The organism is Paenibacillus sp. FSL R5-0519 (assembly GCF_037974275.1).
GTDB lineage: Bacteria > Bacillota > Bacilli > Paenibacillales > Paenibacillaceae > Paenibacillus.
On the sequence record NZ_CP150234.1, the window covers coordinates 1,566,413 to 1,589,801 of the forward strand.

20 protein-coding genes and 2 pseudogenes are annotated in these 23,389 nt (G+C 44.3%); 12 read left to right on the plus strand and 10 right to left on the minus strand.

Annotated elements, in window-relative coordinates:
- Nucleotides 1-71: 71 nt before the first annotated feature.
- Nucleotides 72-1,631, plus strand: a complete 1,560-nt coding sequence (locus MKY73_RS06880) for an acetamidase/formamidase family protein (protein ID WP_339306443.1) — start codon at nucleotides 72-74, stop codon at nucleotides 1,629-1,631.
- Nucleotides 1,632-1,761: 130 nt separating this feature from the next.
- Here the strand turns inward: MKY73_RS06880 and MKY73_RS06885 are convergent.
- Nucleotides 1,762-2,094, minus strand: a pseudogene (locus MKY73_RS06885) (rhodanese-like domain-containing protein); the annotation flags it as partial.
- Nucleotides 2,095-2,288: 194 nt separating this feature from the next.
- Here MKY73_RS06885 and MKY73_RS06890 point away from each other — a divergent pair.
- The gene (locus MKY73_RS06890; protein WP_339306445.1) at nucleotides 2,289-5,453 is read left to right on the plus strand and encodes an HNH endonuclease signature motif containing protein; all 3,165 of its coding nucleotides are present in this window, start codon (nucleotides 2,289-2,291) and stop codon (nucleotides 5,451-5,453) included.
- A gap of 247 nt (nucleotides 5,454-5,700) precedes the next feature.
- On the plus strand, nucleotides 5,701-6,210 hold the full coding sequence (locus MKY73_RS06895) for an SMI1/KNR4 family protein (protein ID WP_339306447.1): 510 nt from the start codon (nucleotides 5,701-5,703) through the stop codon (nucleotides 6,208-6,210).
- A gap of 59 nt (nucleotides 6,211-6,269) precedes the next feature.
- Here the strand turns inward: MKY73_RS06895 and MKY73_RS06900 are convergent, their stop codons facing one another.
- From MKY73_RS06900 to MKY73_RS06910, 3 genes are all read right to left on the minus strand, one after another.
- A complete protein-coding gene (locus MKY73_RS06900) occupies nucleotides 6,270-6,626 on the minus strand; it encodes an ankyrin repeat domain-containing protein (protein ID WP_339306448.1) in 357 nt (118 codons plus the stop codon).
- Nucleotides 6,627-7,301: 675 nt separating this feature from the next.
- Nucleotides 7,302-8,141, minus strand: coding sequence for a sulfurtransferase (locus MKY73_RS06905; RefSeq protein WP_339306450.1), 840 nt, complete (start codon nucleotides 8,139-8,141; stop codon nucleotides 7,302-7,304).
- A gap of 67 nt (nucleotides 8,142-8,208) precedes the next feature.
- The gene (locus MKY73_RS06910; protein WP_339306452.1) at nucleotides 8,209-9,153 is read right to left on the minus strand and encodes a DMT family transporter; all 945 of its coding nucleotides are present in this window, start codon (nucleotides 9,151-9,153) and stop codon (nucleotides 8,209-8,211) included.
- A gap of 228 nt (nucleotides 9,154-9,381) precedes the next feature.
- On the opposite strand from MKY73_RS06910, the gene MKY73_RS06915 reads away from it, so the two are divergent.
- The 3 genes from MKY73_RS06915 (at nucleotide 9,382) to MKY73_RS06925 (ending at nucleotide 12,008) form a co-directional block, all read left to right on the plus strand.
- Complete coding sequence (locus MKY73_RS06915; RefSeq protein WP_339306453.1) at nucleotides 9,382-10,284, plus strand: polysaccharide deacetylase family protein; 903 nt, start codon at nucleotides 9,382-9,384, stop codon at nucleotides 10,282-10,284.
- A 37-nt stretch (nucleotides 10,285-10,321) separates the two neighbouring features.
- Complete coding sequence (locus MKY73_RS06920) at nucleotides 10,322-10,975, plus strand: YkyA family protein (RefSeq protein WP_339306455.1); 654 nt, start codon at nucleotides 10,322-10,324, stop codon at nucleotides 10,973-10,975.
- Between the two features lie 142 nt (nucleotides 10,976-11,117).
- Entirely contained in the window at nucleotides 11,118-12,008 is an 891-nt protein-coding gene (locus MKY73_RS06925) for a hypothetical protein (RefSeq protein WP_339306456.1), read from the plus strand.
- 211 nt (nucleotides 12,009-12,219) lie between these two features.
- Here the strand turns inward: MKY73_RS06925 and MKY73_RS06930 are convergent, their stop codons facing one another.
- Entirely contained in the window at nucleotides 12,220-13,392 is a 1,173-nt protein-coding gene (locus tag MKY73_RS06930) for a mannitol-1-phosphate 5-dehydrogenase (protein WP_339306457.1), read from the minus strand.
- Between the two features lie 47 nt (nucleotides 13,393-13,439).
- Complete coding sequence (locus MKY73_RS06935; RefSeq protein WP_339306458.1) at nucleotides 13,440-14,108, minus strand: HAD-IA family hydrolase; 669 nt, start codon at nucleotides 14,106-14,108, stop codon at nucleotides 13,440-13,442.
- Nucleotides 14,109-14,609: 501 nt separating this feature from the next.
- Between MKY73_RS06935 and MKY73_RS06940 the strand changes: the two genes are divergently transcribed.
- The 5 genes and pseudogenes from MKY73_RS06940 to MKY73_RS06960 all read left to right on the plus strand — a co-directional run.
- Nucleotides 14,610-15,536 (plus strand): ADP-ribosylglycohydrolase family protein, encoded by a 927-nt coding sequence (locus tag MKY73_RS06940; protein WP_339306460.1) that lies wholly within the window; start codon nucleotides 14,610-14,612, stop codon nucleotides 15,534-15,536.
- Nucleotides 15,537-15,562: 26 nt separating this feature from the next.
- On the plus strand, nucleotides 15,563-16,810 hold the full coding sequence (locus MKY73_RS06945) for an MFS transporter (protein ID WP_339306461.1): 1,248 nt from the start codon (nucleotides 15,563-15,565) through the stop codon (nucleotides 16,808-16,810).
- Nucleotides 16,811-17,212: 402 nt separating this feature from the next.
- The gene (locus MKY73_RS06950; RefSeq protein ID WP_339306463.1) at nucleotides 17,213-18,160 is read left to right on the plus strand and encodes an alpha/beta hydrolase-fold protein; all 948 of its coding nucleotides are present in this window, start codon (nucleotides 17,213-17,215) and stop codon (nucleotides 18,158-18,160) included.
- A 236-nt stretch (nucleotides 18,161-18,396) separates the two neighbouring features.
- The gene (locus MKY73_RS06955) at nucleotides 18,397-18,579 is read left to right on the plus strand and encodes a hypothetical protein (protein ID WP_249912092.1); all 183 of its coding nucleotides are present in this window, start codon (nucleotides 18,397-18,399) and stop codon (nucleotides 18,577-18,579) included.
- 130 nt (nucleotides 18,580-18,709) lie between these two features.
- Nucleotides 18,710-19,141 (plus strand): annotated as a pseudogene (locus MKY73_RS06960) (sigma-70 family RNA polymerase sigma factor); the annotation flags it as partial.
- Nucleotides 19,142-19,163: 22 nt separating this feature from the next.
- Here the strand turns inward: MKY73_RS06960 and MKY73_RS06965 are convergent.
- Both MKY73_RS06965 and MKY73_RS06970 read right to left on the minus strand, forming a co-directional pair.
- Nucleotides 19,164-20,708 carry a recombinase family protein gene (locus tag MKY73_RS06965; RefSeq protein ID WP_339306465.1) on the minus strand — a complete coding sequence of 515 codons (1,545 nt, stop codon included), beginning with the start codon at nucleotides 20,706-20,708 and terminating at the stop codon, nucleotides 19,164-19,166.
- Nucleotides 20,709-20,796: 88 nt separating this feature from the next.
- A complete protein-coding gene (locus MKY73_RS06970) occupies nucleotides 20,797-21,816 on the minus strand; it encodes a DUF4163 domain-containing protein (RefSeq protein ID WP_339306467.1) in 1,020 nt (339 codons plus the stop codon).
- Between the two features lie 166 nt (nucleotides 21,817-21,982).
- Between MKY73_RS06970 and MKY73_RS06975 the strand changes: the two genes are divergently transcribed.
- Nucleotides 21,983-22,321, plus strand: a complete 339-nt coding sequence (locus MKY73_RS06975; RefSeq protein ID WP_339306469.1) for a LytTR family DNA-binding domain-containing protein — start codon at nucleotides 21,983-21,985, stop codon at nucleotides 22,319-22,321.
- A gap of 197 nt (nucleotides 22,322-22,518) precedes the next feature.
- On the opposite strand, the gene MKY73_RS06980 is transcribed toward MKY73_RS06975, so the two are convergent.
- The gene (locus MKY73_RS06980; protein WP_339306471.1) at nucleotides 22,519-22,755 is read right to left on the minus strand and encodes a helix-turn-helix transcriptional regulator; all 237 of its coding nucleotides are present in this window, start codon (nucleotides 22,753-22,755) and stop codon (nucleotides 22,519-22,521) included.
- A gap of 239 nt (nucleotides 22,756-22,994) precedes the next feature.
- Nucleotides 22,995-23,342, minus strand: coding sequence for a helix-turn-helix transcriptional regulator (locus MKY73_RS06985; protein WP_339306473.1), 348 nt, complete (start codon nucleotides 23,340-23,342; stop codon nucleotides 22,995-22,997).
- Nucleotides 23,343-23,389: the final 47 nt, after the last annotated feature.

Genomic DNA, 23,389 nt, shown 5'->3' on the forward strand with positions numbered 1-23,389 from the left:
CATTTATATGTTATCTTTTATGTGTGTTATATAATGTCACATAACGTTACATATCGTAGAGGGGGAGCGAGATGTTTATTAACCGAACGATTAGGAAATTTGGGGTTTCAGTAGGGATTATAAGTATGTTTACATTTGCTCTACCTTCAGTGGGCTTTAGTATGCCGCTGCAACCAACAACCATCGATAAGGTTGAAGGTGATTATTATGTAACGTCTGCTATTGAGAACATTCGCTGGGGCTCACTGCCTAATCGAGACAGCTCTCCGATTCTTACTGTACCATCAGGAAGTGCTGTAACATTTGACACGGTATCGCATGAGGGACTGATGGAGGATCAAGGGAGAAATCCAGTGGAGTACTTCGGCAAATTCGGTATCTCATCCGATGGAGTGTTGGATGATGCGAAGGCAATTACAGCTTCTGGCATTAAGCATGATTTTGTAAAAGACGGACCTCATATTATCACTGGGCCAGTAGCGGTTGAGGGAGCGGAGCCAGGAGATGTTCTTAAAGTAGAAGTGCTTTCCTTGCAAACTCGAGTTCCATATGGTGTCATTTCTAACCGCCATGGTAAAGGTGCCCTTCCAAACGAATTTCCAGAAAATACAGGCCCGCAAGAGGGAGCCAGCGCAACAAAACCGGAATTATATAATAATGTCTCTATATTTACGCCTATTGAAGAAATCAACGGCAATTGGTATGGTTTGTTACCAACAAAAGCTGGCAAAAATGTACGTTTCCCCATTAACCCCTTTCTAGGTGTGATGGGGGTTGCACCAAATACCAGTGAGGTTGTGAGTTCGATTCCACCGATTGAAACAGGAGGCAATATGGATATTAATGAGTTGGGTGTTGGTGCAACTATTTATTATCCGATTCAAGTTAAAGGTGGGCTATTCTATACTGGAGATCCACACTTTGCTCAAGGGGATGGAGAAGTGGCGTTAACTGCATTGGAAGCTTCCTTGAGGGGAACAGTTCGGTTAACGGTGTTAAAGAAAGGTGATCCATCACTCCCACACAGTGGAGAATTCAAGCAACCCTTTGCTGAAACAGAGGATTATTGGATTCCAATTGGACTGGACCCTGATTTGGATGAAGCGATGAAAGAATCAGTACGTGAATCGATTCAATTTTTATCCGATAAGCTTGATATGGATAGAAGTGTAGCTTATGCGTACCTGTCAGCCGCAACGGATTACGAAGTATCTCAGGTCGTGGATCGAACCAAAGGAGTTCATGGACTCATTCGAAAGACCGATTTCCTTGAATATGTTGATGTTGCCATGAATGTAGGTGGTACGACGATCAAACCGGTTGTTCATAATGATGAGTTCTACGTACCGATTCGAACCATTTCGGAGCTATTGGGCGGTACAGTAGGATGGGATCATAAGACGCGTACCGCGCAAATCAATTTAGGCACGAAAAATATAAGTGCTCAAATTGGTTCAGATGTGTATTCAATCAACGATAAACTGGTGTTCAATAGTAAAGTACCAAAGCTTTTAAATGGCGAAACTGTCGTTCCGGTTGCTGTTATTAATGAAATACTAGGTGCTTATGTAAACTGGACGACGATCGACAAGACGTTAACAGCAAATGTATCGTTAAGTAAAAAGCAATAATCGATTTCATGATTCAACCGTGGTGGACAGATGTCCATCACGGTTTTTTAGTATCATGAATCCAAACATAGAAAAATACATCGCTAGGTGGCTTATCTGTCCCAGCGATGTACTCAGCGTCGATACACTTCTATATGTCTTTGTGCTCTTCCACATTATCTATAGCCACCGGATTCTCATCATAACTGATCCAGTCGCTCCAGCTCCCGGAATACAGCTTCACATTGGAGAATCCCGCTTCTTCTAGCGCAATCACGTTCGGGCAAGCCGAGACGCCAGAACCGCAGTACACGATAATTGCACCATCCTTGTCCAGCTTACTGAAACGCTCTTCTAACACCCCGGTATCTGTCCAACGTCCATCCCAATCCAACACATCTTTCCAAAAATAGTTCAACGCCCCGGGAATATGTCCCGCCTTGGCATCAATCGGTTCCTCCAGGCCCGCATAGCGGCGGGCATCGATCTGCTGATTATTTTAAATGTTGCATACCTGTGTAGACTAACGATAGCAAATAAGGGAAATAGTCCTGGTAATTAAGGTGCTATATCCCTATAACCTAAATAAAGGGAAATGCCGATAAATAATATTCACTCCAAATTCACCTTTAATTAGGTTTAGATGGGAGAAAATCCAAAAGGAGGAATACAACTTACATGAATTTTAAAAAAAGCTTTATCATTTTACTGGTCGTTTGGTTTGTGATTGGAACCATGCTTCCGACTAGCGTTTATTCGCTTTCGGATCAATCAGGTGCCTTAATAACGACTGAAAGTAGCGCCGAGAATGTTGATGTTTCTACGGAGGATTTAGCTTTAACAGACGACGAGTATCAGGATGGTATAGATCCGGACGTCCACGAAGAACCAGAAGGTGTGGACGAAGATGAACAAAATACAGATGATGTATCGACGGTGACGGAGGATACGTATAAGGGAGATATGTTTGCTCCTCAAGCCATGGCATTGGCAGGCGAAGAAGTTCTAATTATGTATCCAGGTGATTCCTATAGCTTTACCAATACTGGAACTCGTACCCGATCCTTGAGTACGGATGCCGCAACATCAAGAAGCAATTCTTATGATTATGCTGTTTATAAAGCAGATGGAAGTATTTCAACAGATAACATGAATTCACTTAGTAGCTTGTCTGTAGGAGCAGGGTATACCGCTGTCATTACTTCAAGTGGAAGCAATGCAATTACAGTGACTATACCGGTTGAATTCACCTATAGTATATCTGCGAATCCTGCCTTACATAGAGCGACCTTATCCAAAGGTGAGAGCTATCGGTTCGTCAATGAAGGAACACAAACAAGAGCTGTTAGTGCCGATACCTCCACAGCCCAAGACCGGAAGTATGACTATGCCACGTACAATGAAGATGGAAGCCTTTCTAGTTCCAATTTTGAATCAACGGGGAAACCATACTTAGGGGGAGGGAACGAGATCATCTTTACGGGGGCAGGATCTCAACCTGTCACTATTGGACTCCCTTATGAAGTCTATACCGGTGAGTGGAGCGATGAACCTGCGTATACCAGAGTGACGCTGAGCCAAGGTGAAAGTTACCAATTTACCAATATCAGTGCTAAATCGGATGCACTCCAAAGTGATGGGACCACCAAAGATAAACATGACTATGTCGTTTATCTTCCAAACGGTACGGAAAGTTCTACAGGGACAAATACGTCCACTAAACCTACGGTAGCTTCGGGAAGAACCGCTGTAGTGACTTTGGTAACGGCAACACCAGTGACGTATGGTGTGCCTTATCGGACATTTGAAGTCCAAAAGGCCGGTGGAGATGCCATTACTCGAATTACCTTAAACCCCGGGGAATCTGTTATTTTTCAGAACAATGGTTCCTTAGCTAATCCTATCAAAAACAATGCGAGCAGTACCAACGGAGCCGTTTTTGACTATGTCCTGTATACATCAGAAGACGTTGTTCATTCGGATGGCTTTAACAAAAACACAAATCCGATCATTCGTTCACAGGGTTATGCAGTCGTGACCGTGGCCGGGCAAGTCCCAATTGAATTTAGTTACACGGATGATTTTTCGGTTGAGGAAAGCATGGAACCCGCATACCATCGGGTAACACTTAACCAAGGAGAAAGCGTGACTTTTTGGAATCACGGTAGCGATCGGGAATACCTCGACAGTGATGCTTCCACCAGCCAAGGACGGGTATTCGATTACGTGACATATTACCCTGATGGCACAGAACGGAATACGAAAAAAGCAACAGCGGTTGAGCCTGTTGTTTTTAATGGGAATAAAGCAGTGATTACGGGTGCATCAGCTCAACCTGTAACTATAGGTGCGATTTATACGATTTTTGATGTAGAGGATCGACCGAATGAAGCCCTTACTAAGATTACCGTTTCACCGGGTCAATCGGTTAAATTCCACAATGGTGGTTCACTTAGTAATCCGATTCGGAGTAACTCCAAGTCCATAGGTGCTCTAGTTGATGTTGTGGTCTATAAGGCAGACGGCAGAGCACATAGTGACAAATTTAATAGCAATGTAAGTCTCGCTACAATTCCAGCAGGTGGTGAAGCTGTAGTCACCGTGGTAGGAAGTGCTCCTGTGTTGTTTGAATACACGGATGATTTCTCTGTGGTGGACAGTCAAGAACCGGCTTATCTACGCGCGACGCTGAACAAGGGCGAGAGTTATGCCTTCAGCAATACAAGCCCAGATTCGGAAAGAATTCGAAACGATGCATCCAGCAGTGAGCAGCGGGTGTTTGATTACATCATTTATAACGCAGATGGAACGGAATCTAATCGTAAATCTGCAACCGCAATCGAACCGACGATCTTAGGCGGTAAAGAAGTTGTAGTTACTACCATTTCAGATCAACCTGTGACGTTTGGGGGCATTTATCGTGTTTTCACTGGGCAGGAAAATGGATCTAGTGAATTCGAAGTTAGTGGAATTAAGGATGCTAATGATAATATTATAGAATACGTTAACATTGATAACTCAGAAATACCTTCGGATGGAAATCAGAATCAAATTATAGAGTCCAACTATCTATTTACATTTGATGAAGTAACTGGTGAGACAAATGTGGTAGAAGTAGGAAAAGATGTCGAAACCATAGAGACTGCTAGAGCTATGGCTCAAAAAAGCGGAGCTCAAGCTGGTACTGTACTTGTAAATTTGATTCAAATTCCTATTGAGGGCGCTTCTCAATTAGAAGTCCGCTCGAAAATCATCGCAATAACAGGTAAAAAACCAAATAAAATTGTATTTGACTTTGATGTTTTTAGAGGAAATGCGCGGGGAAGCGGAACGTTATCACATGGAGTTAAACTTACTTTGAAAGGTATCTTAGGTGTGAAGGTAGGGAAAGAAGTCTCTTATACTTTTAATATCTCAAAAACGGGATTTTATTTCACAGAACTTAAATTAAATGTTTATGATGCTTTTGGAAGAAAGTATAATGATATGGCTAACGTTGCTCAAACACGGCAAACTTTACTTAACTTAAAGGCAATGATATATCCTTATTATAAAGATCCTGTCTCACAAAAAATTATGATAGAACCATCTACAACAACGTGGGCAAAAACCCCCTCCATTGATTGGGACTCAAGTACGGATAGAGCGAAATATATAAAAGAATATAGTGAGCTGTATCCAAGGAACGGATATAATTGGTCAGGGTCACAAATAAATGTTCATCATATTAGACCGCGCGAATTTGGCGGAACAAATGAATTTAATAACTTGATTCCTATTCCAACTAATTTTCATGTTTATGTTGTGAATGCTTGGTGGAGAGACTATATAGTACGTTTTTAATAACAAGAGCTCTATATGTAATTAGGTAAACGCATTGTAAATTAATCTGAGGCGGCATTAGAAGATGGGGAGATAGAATGACAAATAAACTCATAAAAGAAACATCAGGTAAACGGCTCAATAAAAAGAGTCTGGAGAGATCATTCACTTGTTAAGTTATTAACTCAATTTGCCTTTATTGAATAATCATAATCATAGGCGGACACGGGAATTATAGTGTCCGTTTATGCATATAAGGAGAGTGGTTATGTTGTCGTTAGTGAAAAATACAATTAATGGTTTGAAGAAAAAGTTAGAAATGTCTAATGAGTATGTTTACTTACAAGATCGTGAAGGTAATGTAGAACGATATGTCTGTAATTTCTCTCAACCAGTAGATGATGGCGAAATCGAGAGATTTATAGCATCTACAGGACAAAAGATTCCGATGGATTATCTTGATTTTCTGAGAGTCACTAATGGTTGTAGTTTGTTTAATCACGAAATTTACGGAGGGGAAAGTAACCTCTTTCCAATAGATCAAGTTGAGTATTTATATACAAAGGTGAATGGTAGTAGGGGATATTTGGAAATAGCTTATATATCTGATGATACTATAATGATAGATTGTAATGCCTACTCTATGGGGGAGAAAAACTATATGTTCGTTGGGAACAGTACCTCTTCATTTGAAGATTTTAATGGTTTAGGCTGTGATTTTGAAACGTGGCTATACCGTTTTATCATTACAAATGGTTCAAAATACTGGAACTGGTAAAGACTCCTCCTTCAATTAAAGGGTAGCGATTTATGTTGTCGTAAGATTGTGTACTGTTTTTATCGTTCAAGGGAGGATGGGATTTCTCCAGCTCTCAAAGCAGTCATAAACGGCGTTTTACCATAAATGTTTAATTGCTTCGGATCTGCACCATAGTCGAGTAGAAGGCTGACTTCATCACTCTTATCAAGCTGGCTACATAGGTGGAGCAGGCTGATTCCTTCAAAATCGCATAAATCTGGATTCAGACCGTTGTCCAACAATAAGTGTAATATCTGTTCATCTCCAAGAGCCACATATTCAAATATGAATGGTGACTCTTGGAGAATTTCGTTTCTATAGATACTAATGAGCATAGCACACTTTAATGAATCGTTGTTATGGCAGGCATCTAGAAAACTTTGTTTTATTGACAACTGAATCAGTCCTTTTATTTCAATTAAAAATCGGACAATATTTTTGTGTCAATTATTTAATTGTGCTAGGAGGATGCCATGCTCGTCAAAATACAATTATGCAATACTCGATAATTTGTTAGGTCAAATATCCGGACCACATGATGATTGGGACTTAGATGTATTAAAGGAGAAACGAGAAGAGTATATTAAAATAGGCAGAAATCAACCATGTCCTTGTAACTCTGGAGAAAAGTATAAACAATGTTGCCGCAATACTGAAAAGGAACTATTCGACCATTGTAGGGTTACTACTCACTCTAAAAAGTCTGGTAGTATTATTCCTATGCACACTGTACATACATGGAAGTAATATAACCCCATAAAGTGATTAAAGCCAACTAATAATCATTTGTTTATTAGTTGGCTTTTCGTTGATCGAACTCAGACAATCTACACAACTCTGAGTCAGGCCGTTCCCTTCACGTTCGTAATACACGCCTTGACTATCCCGTGGCGTGTATTTATCATTCCCCGTAGAAAACATTTTCTCCAACCCAGCGTTGACCTACTGTTGACTTTGGATACACCGGAATGCTCCGAAGCAGCTAACTTGGAGTCCTGTACTGTGTACTTTCTGAATTCTAGCAACACAAAAAGCCCGCGTCCGACGCGGGCTTCATTACTCCAATTACCTTACACTTCTTCCCCCGTTGCCACCCCATTCTCCTCATAACTGATCCAGTCGCTCCAGCTCCCGGAATATAACTTCACATTCGTGTATCCCGCTTCTTCCAGCGCAATCACGTTTGGGCAAGCCGACACGCCGGAGCCGCAGTACACGATAATTGCACCATCCTTGTCCAGCTTACTGAAACGCTCTTCTAACACTTCAGTACCTGTCCAACGTCCATCCCAATCCAACACATCTTTCCAAAAATAGTTCAACGCCCCGGGAATATGTCCCGCCTTGGCATCAATCGGTTCCTCCAGGCCCGCATAGCGGCGGGCATCGCGAGAATCGATCAACACGGCGCTACCGCTTGCCGAAGCTTGCTGAGCATCCTCAACACTTGCCAGCATCTGCGGCTGTACGTTCACCTCAAAGGAAGACGGGATCTGCACGGGCACATCCTGAGTCACCGGGTACTTGGCATTTTGCCAAGCGGAGAAACCTTCGTCCATGATGTATACCTGCTCATGTCCGAGATAGCGAAGCAGCCACCATAACCGTGAAGCATTCATGCCGCCTTGATCATCATAGGCAACAATTCGACTATTGGAGCCTATCCCCGCTTTGGCGAGACGATTCGCGAGCACAGCCGGGTCAGGGAGCGGGTGACGTCCTCCGTGTGCAGAGACGGGAGAAGACAGGTCTTTTTCCAAGTCAAGATAAACAGCCCCTGGAATATGTCCAGCTTCATAGGCTTGTCTTCCAGCCTCCGGCTGACCGAGCAAGAATCGGCAATCGGCAATGACCACATCCGGTTCATACATTCTGGCGAGCAGCCAGCGCATGGATACAATATTTTTCATCCTAAATACACCGCCTTATTAGAGTGGTAGAGTCGTTTAAAACTACGCATTATGAACGGGCAAGTTGTTATACCGTAGTAGGTTCAACAGGCCCTTTGCCAGCGATAGGAGCATCAGCAGGAATGGGTTGAGGTTTGGTTTTGCCATATCGAATGAAGATCCATACCCCGAATATAATGACGACCCCGGCAGACATCTGTAACGCACTGAGGGATTCACCGAGCAGCATCCAGGCCAGCAATGAAGAGAATACGGGTTCCCCAAGTACACCCATGGATACCGTCGTGGCATTCATATAGTGAAGCAGCCAGTTGAAGAGATAATGTCCGAAGATCGTTGGCACAATGGCGAGCAGCAGGAAGATCCCCCACTCTGATGCAGCGTAACCTCCGAACGGATGGCCCATGATCAGATTATATACCGCCAGCGTGCAGGCAGCCACGAAGAATACCCAGAAGTTATACGAAAATGCACTAAGCCCCGCTCGCAAAAATTGACCCAGCAGCATATGGACAGCGACTGCAATTGTGCCAAGCAAAGAGAGGATGTCACCTTGCAGGGCAGTACCTGCCAACTGGAAATCTCCTGCGCCAATGACGATTGATCCAAACAGGGCGATGCCCATGCCGATGATCATCATGCGGTTAATTTTGGCTTTGAAGAGCCATACCGAACCTGCAAGAATCAGTATAGGCTCCAGTGCGAGAATAACGGTGGAACTGGCGACACTGGTGAGCCGCAGCGAACCCATCCAGAGCAGAAAATGAAGGGCCAGCATCACACCGGATGCAAGCAGCAAGCCCCACTGGCGTAAGCTCAGACGCATCATCTCGTGTCTGTATTTCCAGACAAACGGGAGCATTAACAGATTGGTCAGAAATAGACGGTACATGGCAATGACCGCAACATCTGCGTTAGACCAACGTACAAATATCGAAGAAAAAGAAATGGCGATAATGCCGACAAAGAATAACAGATAGATGGATCTGCCGGCACGGTTCAAGCTTGTCATGGGTGTAGCTCCTTCTTGAAGTCTGATGGCGTAAATCACTTCATTATACAGGAGAAGGTAACCGCAGGAAAGATCAAGATAACGAAGAGATAAGTAGATTGTAACCGGGCTTGTAACTATTCTGTCATTCTCCCGAATCATTTTTCTATTAATCTTCTATATAGAGACATGAAACGAGATAATATACCAATAATCGGGAAAAAATGAAAGTAAGGAAGTGGCATGTCAGTGAGAGTCCAACAAGAGAGAGCGGGAGAACGTGGCAGTATTCCGCACAACACAAGCCGCAAGAAAACACATAAACGAAGAAAAATCCGGTATGGAAGGATCAGCATAGCTCTAATGCTCCTGGTACTGTTCGTTACCGGTGTAACCTATATATTCCTTGGCATGACACATTGGATCAAAAGCGTTGTGGCGCCTCCTCCAATGACTGTAATCGAACAGCCCGCCAAGCTCGGCATGATACAAATTACTCCAGATGCGAAGGAGGAGCCGGTACGGTTCCAGGGTCAGGTTCGCAAATTGGCATACATAACGTTTGATGATGGCCCGACGGAGTATACGGAACAACTGTTGGATATTTTGAAGCAGCATGAGGCGAAGGCTACTTTTTTCATGATCGGACGACAATTGAACCAGCACCCGGCAGCAGTAAAACGGCTGTTGAAGGAAGGCAGTTACCCTGGGCTCCACAGCATAACGCATAACTATAAAAAGCTGTATAAGAGCGGCAGCTCTGCAAACTTTGTGAAAGAGTTCAAAAAAGAACAGAAGATGGTGCAGGACCTGATTGGTTTTACACCTCATCTTATTCGCGCGCCTTATGGCAGCAGTCCGCAGATCGGTGAAAAGTTCAGAGGTGACATTGCGGCGGCCGGGTTCAAAATGTGGGACTGGACGACGGATTCACTGGATTGGAATCTTCCCGGTCAGCCGGATAAGATTGTGGCCCGCGTGAGCAAAAGTGTACATCGGGATAAGGAAGTGATTCTGATGCATGAGCGAGAGCAAACGGTTCAGGCTTTGCCGCGTATTCTGAAGTTGCTCGAAGATCGAGGTTACGAGTTCGAAGTATACGATCCGGATGCACATTGGATAGCGAATTTTAGCGGAGATACCCGCTTGTAAGAGAATAACAGGATGGTGCAAGAGAGGAAGGACTTAGGTGCTAACGAGTAAAAAAGTGGCGCTCGCAGCAGTTAGTGTATTGCTAATTCTGCTGGCGAGTGGTTGTGGAGATCCGCAGGAGCCTGCGGCAAATCAGGTGAACCAACTGGTGCTCAGTGGTCAGAAGATTGATCAGAGTTTGAACAATTTGACCAGTCACGAGCAGGAAGATATGAAGTTATACAAGTCCATTTTAGACAAAGGCAAGAACAAAAATAGTGATCTCGAAGCACTGCTGGATCAGGCGGCAGATCATATTAATGAACGAAGCACGTTGTTGAAAGAGGCGGAAGAGGCCATGAAACAGTCCAACGAGAGGGCTGTAGCTCTGCGCAGTTCATTGAAAGAACTATCATTTGAAAATGAAGAAACGTTGGCACAGGCTGAAAAGGTGCTGGATCAGTATGAAGCAAGAGCGCGTGCATTGGAAAATTTTATTGCCTCGTATCAGCTAAGTCTGAGTGCCGATGAGCAGTTGTATGATCTGATGAGAGAAAGTGCAGAACCTAATCTGGTTAAGATCAAGCGAGCCATTCGGTCACGAAATAGCGAATATGCGAAGCTTGCTGAATTCCGCAAGCAATTTAACCTCCAGACCAAAGCATTTAACGTAGCCAATGCCAAACTGGTACAGATGGATCAGGCCAGCTAGGCAGGGGTCCCTGATAATCGTTCAGATATTTTGCATGATTGAGCTGCCTTTCTCCCGTGTAAGTACTAGTATACAGCCAAGCCAATGAATGAGAAGCAACATGGACAAGCATCATTGCGTATAAGCTAACGGAGGTGTTCATATGCGAAAAGGAAATACAATGAAAGTCAGTGCATCACTCCTGGTTTTAGTTATGGGATTCTCGCTTGTGGCCTGTGGGAGTAGCAATCCTGCTACACAGCCACCGGTGAATAGTTCGCAAGAACAGTCATCAGCACCGGAGCAACAACCAAATGAGAGTGCTGCAATCGAAGCGGAAGGGATTCTCACCGGATGGGCTGATCCGCACACCGTCGAGATTCGTGTGAATGAAAAACCGATGTCTTTCCAGGTGGGCGAAGACCTGCAGAAGTCTTTGGATGATATCGATGACGAAGATTCCGTTCGTTTCAAATATGTAGAGAAAACCATTGATGCGACAACGAAACAGCTGGTACTCACTGAAATTGCAAAAATTGAATCAAGTAATGACAATAACAGTTCCAATGCAGGTGGTACTGTAACGTCCGATCGTCCGAAGACAGCAGAGCTGGAAGTGACGGTAGAAGGCATGACCGAGAAGCGACCAGTGACACTGGCACAAGCAAAAGGTTATTCACTTTATGTGTTTGAACCGATGGCTTTTGACGCGGAAGATCAGGAATTAACCATGAAGATTGATCCCGACTATGAGGTAGAGATTGAAAAGCTGCCGGCGGATTACAATCTGGATGTGCTGAAGATGGACGCCAAGGAAGAGTTGTCCGAGACCGGAGAAGTGAAGCAATTGACGGCTGAACAACTCAGTAATGGGCCGATGAAGGATGCAAAATTGTACATGATGTCCCAGAATGATAAGAAAACAGAGTACTTTATTGTCAAAGAACTGGACGGTAATGGCTTCGTTTTCCATATTCATGCACCGATTGGGGAACCGTCTGAAGGTTTCCTGCCCATGGCATATGCATCCCTTAATTCCATCATGAATGAGTAGAAATAAAGATTCCCTAAACAGCGTGTTTCCTTGAGAGAGGAGATACGCTGTTTTTGTTGAGGGTCCCTACACTATAGAGTGTAGCAGGTATGCAAAGACAAAGAGCCGGAAGGAACGATGCCCATGCATAGGTTCCTCCCGGCTTCTTCACCGTATTTTTATTCAGTTTGCGGGATCGAACCAATAGCCTGGATAGGACTGATAGGCATATTCAGGTTAATATAGTCGATTCCTTACGCCCTCTGAGTTCCTGATAGCTGGCGATTACATTCTGATGAACGGGATGTTCGTCGGGAATTCCCATGCGTTCACGGATGAAGGCGGAGACGCCATCTTCGCGAATCATGTGTTGTAGCTTCATGGCTTCCTCGTCGCGTTTGTCATTGAATAGCATTGCGGCCGCCATAGCAGAAGTTAAATGAGGAATTTCGATTCCGAATTCACTGGCCTGCATCGCTGGGCGAACAAGCCGATCATGTGGCGAGAGCTTGCGAAGGGGGGAACGTCCGACCCGAGTGACCTGATCTGTCAGGTTAGGGTTAGCAAAGCGCTCCAGTATGGTGTCGATATATTTGTTATGCTTCTGAGCGTTAAATCCGTGCTTCTGGATGAGCATCTCACCGGTCTCTTCCATAACATGCCGTACCTTGGACCGCAGGGTGGAGTTGCTCATAACCTGCCGGATTGTCTTGAATCCTTCGAGATAGCCGAAGTATGCGGCGACACAGTGGCCTGTATTCACCGTAAACATTTTACGCTCGATATAAGGTTCAAGGGAATCCACATAGTGAACACCGTCAATTTCTTTAAAACCATCCAGAAGTGCTGGACGATGAACGACCCATTCGTAAAAAGGTTCAACTGTGACCTGCAGCGGGTCTTTGTGGTTTTGGGCCGGAACAATCCGATCCACAGCTGCATTGGGGAAAGAAACATAACGTTCGGCTTTATTGCGAGTCTGTTCATCCAGAAATGGATAGATGCGTTTCTTCAGCCGGGTGCTGCCACCGATGGCATTCTCGCAAGCGATGATATGCAGTGGCGCCTGATTATTGTTTTTCATGCGAAGTTGAATGCCTTTGGCGATTGGCTCTGCGATATCTCCGAGTGCAGATACACCCACCGCAGTTGTAATCACATCAGCTGAAGCGATCTCTTCAGCAACCAGATTTTGCTCACTTACGTTGATCGCGGTCACGTTATTGACAATCGTTGTATCCTGTTCGCTATTGGCAAGTGTAATCGGGTATTCCTGTCTCTCTTGAAGCATGGAGATTTTCTTCGGGTTACGTGCGACAAAGCAGACTTCGTAGTCGGAAGCGGACAACATATGACCGATAAAACCGCGGCCTATATTGCCCGCACCAAAATGTACAGCTTTCATGTGTGAACTCCCCCTTTAAGGATTAAATTGCGAAATTCGTGCAGACCTTAGACGGTAGTGACGAGTGGCTTCGAAATCAAATCGTTAAATGCAAGGTCGGTCAAGCAAGACAGCCGTTGGTGAGGCATATCGAATTCCAGTGTTCCGGTGATGGTATTCGAGATGACTACGCAGTGAATACCAGCCGCAGCAGCTGCACGCGCGCCGTTAGGTGAATCCTCAATCGCTACGGCTTCGTCTGCAGTTACTCCAAGGGCTTCAAGCGCTTGATTGTAGAGTTCCGGGTCAGGCTTTACATTCGCTACATCATCTGCCGTACGAATGACTTCAAAATAATCTTTCAGTTTCAGTTGTTCCAGATGCTGTTCAACCCACTCCCGTTTGGAGCTAGAGGCTACAGCGAGTTTCAATCCGGCATTACGTGCTTGTTCAAGATATTCCTGAATACCAGGACGTACCTTCTCCTTGTTCATCAATGCAGCGTGCTGCAACTGAACGGACTCCCTGAACGCTTCCCGATCGATTGGAAGATTCAAATCTGTGATGAGGTACTCATACGGATTAAATGTTTTCAGACTGGTACCGATGCATTGTGAATACATCTCCAGGGTTAGATCTACGCCGTGTTCCTTGTAAGCATCACGAAAAGCAATATACCATGCTGTCTCTGTATCAATAATCGTTCCGTCGAAATCAAACACCAGTGCCTTAATCATAAATTTGTTCCTCCTGTTTCAGAATTAGTTTGGGATAAAATAAAATGAAAATTTTCTGCAAATTCATTACCGTATATTCATTAACCTGCGGAATGTTATCTGACGCAGTTTATCGTTAATGAATATTAAATTGGGAAAAAATATGCGTTTGAAGCTAATAAAACCGTAACATAGGACAAACCGAGGGGTCAAGCACGTCATGATTGTTTACATTGAAAATTTTCATATGAATGACGTAATTTCAGAAAGTGATGAACCTTGCAAAGCGTTAAGCCCTTTACATGTAAGCGGTGTACTGAATAAACTGTTTTTTCAGGATAATAAAATAAAAGAATTTTTATGAAAATGGGCTTTTCTGATCCTTCAACAGCTTTCGACACTTTTATAATAGAAGAAATCGTGTTCCTGTAATCAGGAATATTAGCTTTACGCCGGATTAAACCCTGTGGGAAAATAGAAGAAAGATTCTGAAAGTATATGGACTAAGGGAGGAAGACAAGCATGCTGCTAAGAGACCGTTTCAATGGCTGCTTCATCGGGCTTGCAGTGGGTGATGCGCTCGGGACTACCGTGGAATTCAGCAGTCCGGGCACGTTCGAACCTGTGACGGATATGGTGGGAGGCGGCGTGTTCGGGCTAGAGGCAGGGCAGTGGACAGATGATACCTCCATGGCTCTATGTTTGGCAGAAAGTCTGGTACGTAAGGCAGACTTTGATCCTGCGGATCAGATGCGCAGATATACGAATTGGTACAGGGTCGGATATATGAGCAGTACAGGCGACTGCTTCGATATCGGCGGGGCCACGCGAAGTGCTCTGGAGAGGTTTGAGATCACTGGAAAAGCCTACAGCGGATCAGCTGACCCGATGACGGCGGGCAACGGCTCTATTATGAGGCTTGCTCCTGTCGCATTGGCTTACGCCAATCAACCAAACGAGGCGATCCGCTATGCCGGGCTGAGCTCTCGGACAACACATGCTGCAACGGAAAGCGTGGAGGCATGTGAAGTGCTGGCTGCCATACTTGTTGCTGGTCTGCGCGGAGCAGACAAAAACGTCATGCTGATGCCAGAGACCTGCCGACAGTGGAGGGAAGAGACTGTATTTTCGCCCGCAATTGAAGAGGTTGTCATGGGTTCCTATCAGAGTAAAGAGCCGCCCGACATTAAGGGTAGTGGTTATGTGGTTCGTTCACTTGAGGCAGCACTATGGGCGTTCCATAAGTCGGCAAGTTTTGAAGAAGGCGCATTGTTAGCTGTTAATCTGGGTGATGATGCGGACACTACGGGCGCGGTGTACGGACAGATCGCTGGTGCTTATTATGGACTGAGTGGTATTCCGGCACACTGGCGGGACAAGCTGGCTATGCGTGAAACGTTCGAACAACTAACAGAAGCCTTGTGGTTGAAGGCGACAGAAACTCGTTGATTAAGAGACAGGAGAAGAGAACATCTATGAGCACGACTGGACACCAAACAGGATTAGAGGCTTCGCAGTCTGGTAAACGAGGGGCATTTCCATTGTCCCTGTTATGTCTGACGATTGGAGCTTTTGCGATTGGTATGACTGAATTCATCATTATGGGCCTGCTGCCCAATGTGGCAACAGACTTGAATGTAAGCATTCCACAGGCAGGACAACTCATCACGGGATATGCGCTTGGTGTAGCCGTAGGTGCGCCGATCTTAACCGTGTTCACCCACAAGATTCGACAGAAGAAACTGCTGGTGTTGCTCATGTGCATTTTCATTATCGGGAACGCATTGTCTGTCATTGCCCCGACATACGGGTTGTTAATTTCAGCACGGATCTTAACGGCATTTGCCCATGGTACGTTCCTCGGTGTAGGTTCGATCATGGCAACGCGGCTTGTTGCACCCGAGAGAAGGGCAGGAGCGGTATCCGTTGTTCTCGCGGGGCTAACGATTGCCAACATCATTGGCGTTCCGTTTGGTACGTTTATCGGGCAACAGCTCGGATGGCGGTCATCTTTTGGGGCAATTACGATTTTGGGCATCATTTCGTTGATTGGCATCATTCGTTTCATTCCCGTTCTCCCACAAGGAGCACCGGCAAACCTCGGACAGCAATTTCGGAATTTGGTTCGTCCCCAAGTATTATTGGTTCTGCTTGTTGGCGCGATGGGATGTGGAAGTCTATTCGCCGTGTTCACTTACATCACGCCGATGCTTGTGGACATTAGTGGTTTTGCCGAACAGAATGTGACCTGGATTCTGGTGCTCTTTGGCTTCGGCGTTACCTTGGGCAACATGGTTGGCGGCCGTCTGGCGGACTGGAAGCTGATGCCTTCCCTAATCGTCAATTTTGGGTTATTGGCGGTGCTTCTGGCTGCACTTACGCTTACCTTGGAGAATGCATATCTCGCGGTGATTACGATATTCTTGTGGGGGGTTGCCGCTTTTGGTATTATGCCGGGATTACAGATTCGCATCATGAATATGACCCGTGAAGCGCCGCTGCTGGCGACGACATCAAGTCACTCCGCATTTAACCTGGGGAATGCAGGTGGTGCCTATCTGGGCGGGTATGCAATTACCCACACGGGTCTTATATCCGTTCCTTTATATGCAGCAGTTATTGCCGGATTGGGTTTGCTAGGACTGCTCTACAGTCTGTTCATGGAGCGTAAACATCATGGACCAGAGGTTGTCGAGGTTGCAGAGGCCGTGTCGGCAAGCTGAACATAAAATCCGTTCACCTCAATTCTTCCATTGAACATGGAGAATTGAGGTGTTTTTTTATGTCATGAGGAATCCGGAGTTGGGAGTGAATAGACGGTCTGGTGGCGTGCAGTAGTATACTTTTCTAAGTATAAGGTATATATATTTAAGTTTTTTGATGATATACAAGACATATAAGGTGATATAATGAAAATGTAATTGGAATTGTTTGTAAATTATGGGCAGTGGATGTTGGCATCTGTATTAGGAAAGGTGAAGAACAGCAAGACGTATTCGTGCGTAGGAAGGAGGGACTTCACTCTAAAAATGTAAGGGCTTTCAATTAGGGGTTTGTATATCTGAAAGACCTGTTATGAGGTTCGTACACGATTTAAAATCATATTCCAAAGGAGATTGATACTGATGAAAAAAGGTCTGTCCAAGATTCTGAGTCTCTCCATCACAGCAGCACTCCTTGTACCTACAATGGCGTCTGCAGCCGATATGCAGGAAACCGCAGCCCCTACCCCCATTCAGGCGGTGGTAGATCAGGGAACGACCGGGACCCTGGATAATTCCGGGCAAAATGCGCTGGCTAACACTCCGGTTGTGCCTGCACCGCCGGGTTATGATGCCTATCGCAACAATATTCCGCACGGCAATACCAATCTGATCTCCTATTATTCCACAACGGTAGGCAATACACGGAAAGCGACGGTGTATACACCGCCAGGATATTCTCCGAATAAAAAGTATAACGTTCTGTATCTCCTGCACGGCATCGGCGGCGATGAGTATGAATGGGTTAACGCCATGAAACCGAAAAACATTCTGGACAACCTGTATTCCGAAGGCAAGCTGTCAGATATGATCGTTGTCATGCCGAATGGCCGCGCTATGAAAGACGACCGTCCAGTCGGTGACATTTTTGCTCCGGACAAGGTGGCTGCGTTTGAACGATTCGAGCAAGACCTGCTCAAGGATCTGATTCCTCATATCGAGGCCAATTATCCGGTGTACAAAGACAAGAATAGTCGTGCGTTGGCCGGACTGTCCATGGGTGGTGGGCAGTCGCTTAACTTCGGATTGAAAAATCTGAATACCTTCGCTTGGGTAGGGGCCTTCTCGGCTGCACCGAATACGCAATCTGTATCGCAGCTGGTGTCCAACCCGGGACAAGTCGCTAGCCAACTGAAATTGTTGTGGATCTCCTGCGGATCGAGTGATGGTCTGTTATGGGTCAGCCAAAATTTCAAAAACGGCTTGAGCAGCATGAATATCCCGCATACGTTTTATCTGGATGTAGGTGGACACGAACCATCTGTCTGGAACAGCGGCTTGTATCAGTTCTCTCAACGCATTTTCAAGTAATTAACCGGTATTCCTAGGGATTCTTAGATATCCGCTGGGATTCATATTGGATGAGCTGCAGCCTCAGTTCTGTTTCGTACAGAGCTGGGGCTTTTGTTATGTTTTATAATGAATCCAGGGATCCTGAATGGAGCATATAGGGTATTATTAATTTTGGAGATGGGGTTACTGAGAGTGTACCTATTGGTTTAATTTATTATTACATAGGTATAGGTACTGTTATGAAGGAGAGGGATATGATGTTTTATTACAAAGGTGCGTTCCGTGAAACGGACAATGTGATCTATTTTAAAAGCGATGTTTCATTAGCTCAGAATGATGTTGTACTATTTGGTGAAAAGAAGTATTTTATCGAAAGTGTGGAAAAAGAATTTCTCCTGCTTCAGCGGGTGGGCTCCATTGTTTCTGTGAGTCTGTGAAATCTTCGCGAGATCATCCCCTTTTTCAAGTGTACATGCACTTCTGGGCCTCTGCCTACATACAATAGATCGACCCTGTTCCCACATGTGCTCAGGCCAGATCGTTGTAAAACTGCAGGAGGTGTCATCTGTGCCCGGATTGTTTACCGCAATTGCTCTATTCATTAAAGAGTTAACGTTACTCGTCTCGTATGTCAAAAATAATGCGTTCCCCCAGCCACTGGCTGAGGATGATGAAGCCAAACATTTGCGCCTTATGGCTGAAGGCAATGCTCACTCCCGCAATCTGCTCATTGAACACAATCTGCGCCTCGTCGCGCATATCGTCAAGAAGTTCGACAATACGGGTGAAGATCAGGAAGACCTGATTTCCATCGGAACCATCGGTTTGATCAAAGCGATCGAAAGTTTTCAACAAGGCAAGGGCACGAAGCTTGCCACGTTTGCAGCAAGGTGTATTGAAAACGAGATACTTATGCACCTTCGTTCCCTGAAGAAAACACGCAAAGACGTATCCTTGCACGACCCTATTGGTACAGATAAAGAAGGCAATGAATTAACTTTCAATGCCTATCCGTGTTGGGTCATTTTACTTTCACATCAAGCTCTATACTGAAGCTATCCTTAAACTCATGTTTCTCTTTGGAATAGACCACTTTGTTGATTACACTTTTGAGCAGCGCATTCTGTTTTGCTGGATCGTCTGTCTTCTTGTACAGCTTAATGACGTTCTTCACCATCGGGATGATGTTTAACTCCGCATCCTTCTGTTTCATTTCTTTGGCTACTTCTTCCTCAGCTCTTACAATGGCCTGATGGGTTGCTGATATCCGGTCGGCCAATGCTGCAGATCGCTCCAAGAATGTTTCCTCGTCATAAATACCACGTTCCAAGAAATCGTGAAGCCTTCCTTTTTGTAACTCCAGATCCTCAGCTTCTTTCTGAAATGCTTTAACCTGAATTTCTTTCAATTCCAGGGCGTTTGACGTTCGCTTGGAAGGCTTGTGTTTATCCCACTGAATCTTGTAATCCTCCAGCCATTCTTGCAAGCCTCCAAGTACGGCATCGAATACATACGTCGCTTGCACGCTCTTGCACGGACACTCCTTATTCGGACACATCAGGTGACTGGGCTGACCCGTGTATGGTCGCAATACAATGGCGTATCCACATTTACCACACTTAATCAGTCCTGCCAGTGGGTTACTGATCCCATTTTCCAGCTGATAAGGGACATGATACTTCTCTCCAAGGAACTCCATAGCCCGATTGTATAGTGCTTCTAACTCAGGTGTGACGTATTTACGATGCTTACCAAGTACCTTGGTATAGCTTCCCTCAGCTTGTGTTGCGACTGTACGACCGGTTGGAGTTTTTTTGTATTTCTTTTTACCCCAAGATAAATACCCGATATTTATAGGACTTTTTATAATGTTCAGCACTAGCTCAGCTTTCCATGGTTTATCCGTGTATGTTCGAAAACCAAGTTCATTTAAGCGAGAAGCGATCTTGTTAGATCCCATGCGTTCTTCAGGATCTTCGTGAGCATATAACTCATACATCATCACCATAACTTTAAACTGAGTAGGGTGGGGTACCAGGTAACGCGATTTCCCATCTTTCTCGATCTCCCAACCATATGGTGGACGGGTCCCGATGTAATTACCTTCCTCCACGGATCTCAACCTACCACCTTGTAAACGGCGGGTGATGATCTTCAACTCTTTACGAGCCATGAACGCTTCAAATTCGCTGTATTCCTCGTCAAACTCATCGTTAAGGTCATACGTCTTCCGGGGTGTGATAATCTTCGTATTAGACTCCCTGAACGTCTCCAGGATCAGCCCTTGCTCCTGCATGTTACCGCGGCCCAACCGATCCACGTCCATGACTAGGACAGCATCATATTCTCCCAGCGACACTTCCTTCAATAACTCATTCATTTGCGGCCGATGAAGCAGACTCTCACCGGAAACAATTTCTTCGCGAATCTTTATAATATTCAGATTCATAGACTTCGCTGTACGAAGTAATGCCTGTTTGTGCTTAGCTAATGTTTCGCCCTCGCCACGGGCCTCGGCTTCCATGTCCTGCCTGGATTTACGTAAGTAGATGCATACTCTTTCCATGTCTAACCTCCGTGCGTGAATTAATATCTTCTATGTCTGTATTGTAGGGGATATGCAGAAAAAAAGCACCCAGAAGGGTGCCTATCTTCTATAGCGATTCTGCAAAAGCTAGTACATTTTCTGGAGATATGCCGTGTACAACATTTTTATTGGATGTAATATATCCGAAAGCTTGTCCTTTATAAACTAGTACTGGTGGAGTGAGTGTGTATTTATTAAATGCACTTTCTAATGAATATGCACTTCCATAGGTGCCGTAGCTATTCCAAATGCTTAAAGTGTTGTATTTGCTACCATAAGTGCCATATGCATTGAAAATGGAATCGCTATCGAATGTGTTTGTCGATAACGTGCCTAAAAATGTTTTTAAATCGTTCGAATATACATAGATTTCAGAAGATAACACCCCAGTAACCGGAGTAGTCTGTGGCGCTTGTGGTTTTGCCGGAACTGTATTTTGTCCATTTACGATAACATCATAAGGGATGTACACATCTATAAACCCCTCGGAAAATGGAGCTACTTCATAAGGGATGAACTTCAGTGTGAATCCTTTGTCATTATAGTAAAACGCGCCTTTCTGGATATCTATGATGGTATCTGTATATAGAATAGATCCAGGATCAGCCAAACTTCTTTTTTCAAGTACCGACTGGAGATACACATTCGCTCTTACTATTTTGGTTCTGCTGTCTAGAAAGTCCTTCATATAAATTCTATTACCGTTGCTAGAGTTGTAGTTGAATGTTTCTACACCTTGCATATCATGTGCCCCGCCTGTGTAAACATAGGTGTAGTACACGATAGACAATGCGTTTTGTTTGTTGTAAGCAGTCTGAACACTTGTTTTGTAATAATAACTTTTATTCTGTTTTATATCTTTACTATTGGCAATAGCCGCTGCATTGACAGCATGAGCTTTCAACTCTTTGTTCATTTTAGCTGCTGCATTCTTGTTTGGATGGTTCACAACCTGAACATAGGGTTGTCCCTTATAACTGTACGACTTTAAAGTGACTTTACCATTGGCTGCTGAAGCCATATTGGATGGCAGAACGATGACTAACGATAACAACACTAATAATAAAGACAGTAAATACTTCCTCATTTCTATATCTCCTCGTTTAACTCCGCATCGGCTGCGGTAATGGTTCTATGTATGTACGCCAGCCTATTATATCATTTCCCGATATTTCCTTGGCATATTTTGTGCAGTGTTTCCATCACTTTCTTGATTTAATATGTTTACATAGCATCTAGAGAGGGGAACATCATTGGATATTATTGGAGTTAAGATGCATGGAAGGCAGGATGATGATTCGGATTTCGTGCTATTTAATCTGGAAGAAGACGTAAAATTCATTGAACCGTGGCAAGTTACGGAGAATTCAGGCAAGACATTGGCTTTTCATACAACATGTGGATCGTACATAGCAATTCACATTATGAGGGATGCTGACAAGGCTTATAAACCATATGGATTTGAGTCTTATGATCGTTCAACCCTGGTCAACAAAAGTAAAGTCAAGTCTACAGAGCCAACAAAAACTGGGACCATGATCCATTTTTTCGACGGAACTCGTGTCCATGTGCGGAAAAAGTTTAAGAAATGACACTGTCAAGTAGGGTTAAACCCCATTTAAGGTGTGTTTTAAATTTCGATTCGACAGCATCTGACATGTCAGGTCTGGTATAGTATGGGTACCAACTAAATCGAGACTACATAAAAACGTTGTTAATTGATTTTTTGGTGTTACCGAGTTCGCTACATAGCGAACTTCTGCCCCGGTCGGAGTGACAGAAACGTCACTCAATCGCTGCTGACCTCGATACGCTCGTACAGATCATCTATATAGCAACCGATTACCGCTGCGATGGTCATAGCGGTTGCTAAAGACATTGTTCTCCTATTGGTGGCGTATTCCGAAACCGAAGACTTTGGAATGCCAGTTATTTCACTTAACCACTGTTGAGAACGTCTGATTTCGCGTAATCTCTTTGTCAGCAGGCAACGACCAGGTTTATACACCATGATCATGCCTCGCATTATATTTTTTTAGCTTGTAACAGAACAAGTGTTCCCTTAAAATGAATATTACCAAAAGGCAACTAAGATTACGGGAGATGATCAGATGGACACGGAGGAAATATTTGAAATACTGCAGAGTTGTGATGTCGATCAATTAATAATGATCCAGTCCGTTGCCCATGACCTACAATTGGAACACATTGAAGACCGCTTGTGCCAGCTGATCTCTCTTAAAAGAGAGTGATGCTGGCTTCAACTCACTTCTTATTATCCTCTTTTAACGCTTCTAACATATCCATTAATATCTTTCTCTTCAGTTCAGGTAGATTATTGATATCTTCTGCAAGCTTCATTGTTTCATCTACTATATATTGTTCTTTAGATTCTCGAACAACATCAGGCTCATTGAACCCAGTTAATTTAGAAGGGGATACATCATAAAGAGTAGCTAATTTATTGATCATTTCTAAGTCAGGTTCCCGAAGATCATATTCCCAGTTCGCATATGTGCTGCTTCTCTTCAATCCCAATTGTTTTGAAACGTATACCTGAGACCATCCGAGTTTTTCTCGTTCGCTACGCAGACGCTCTCCTAAAGTAGACATTTACACACCTCCCAATATTTAATCTTACCACTCTTACACATTAAAAA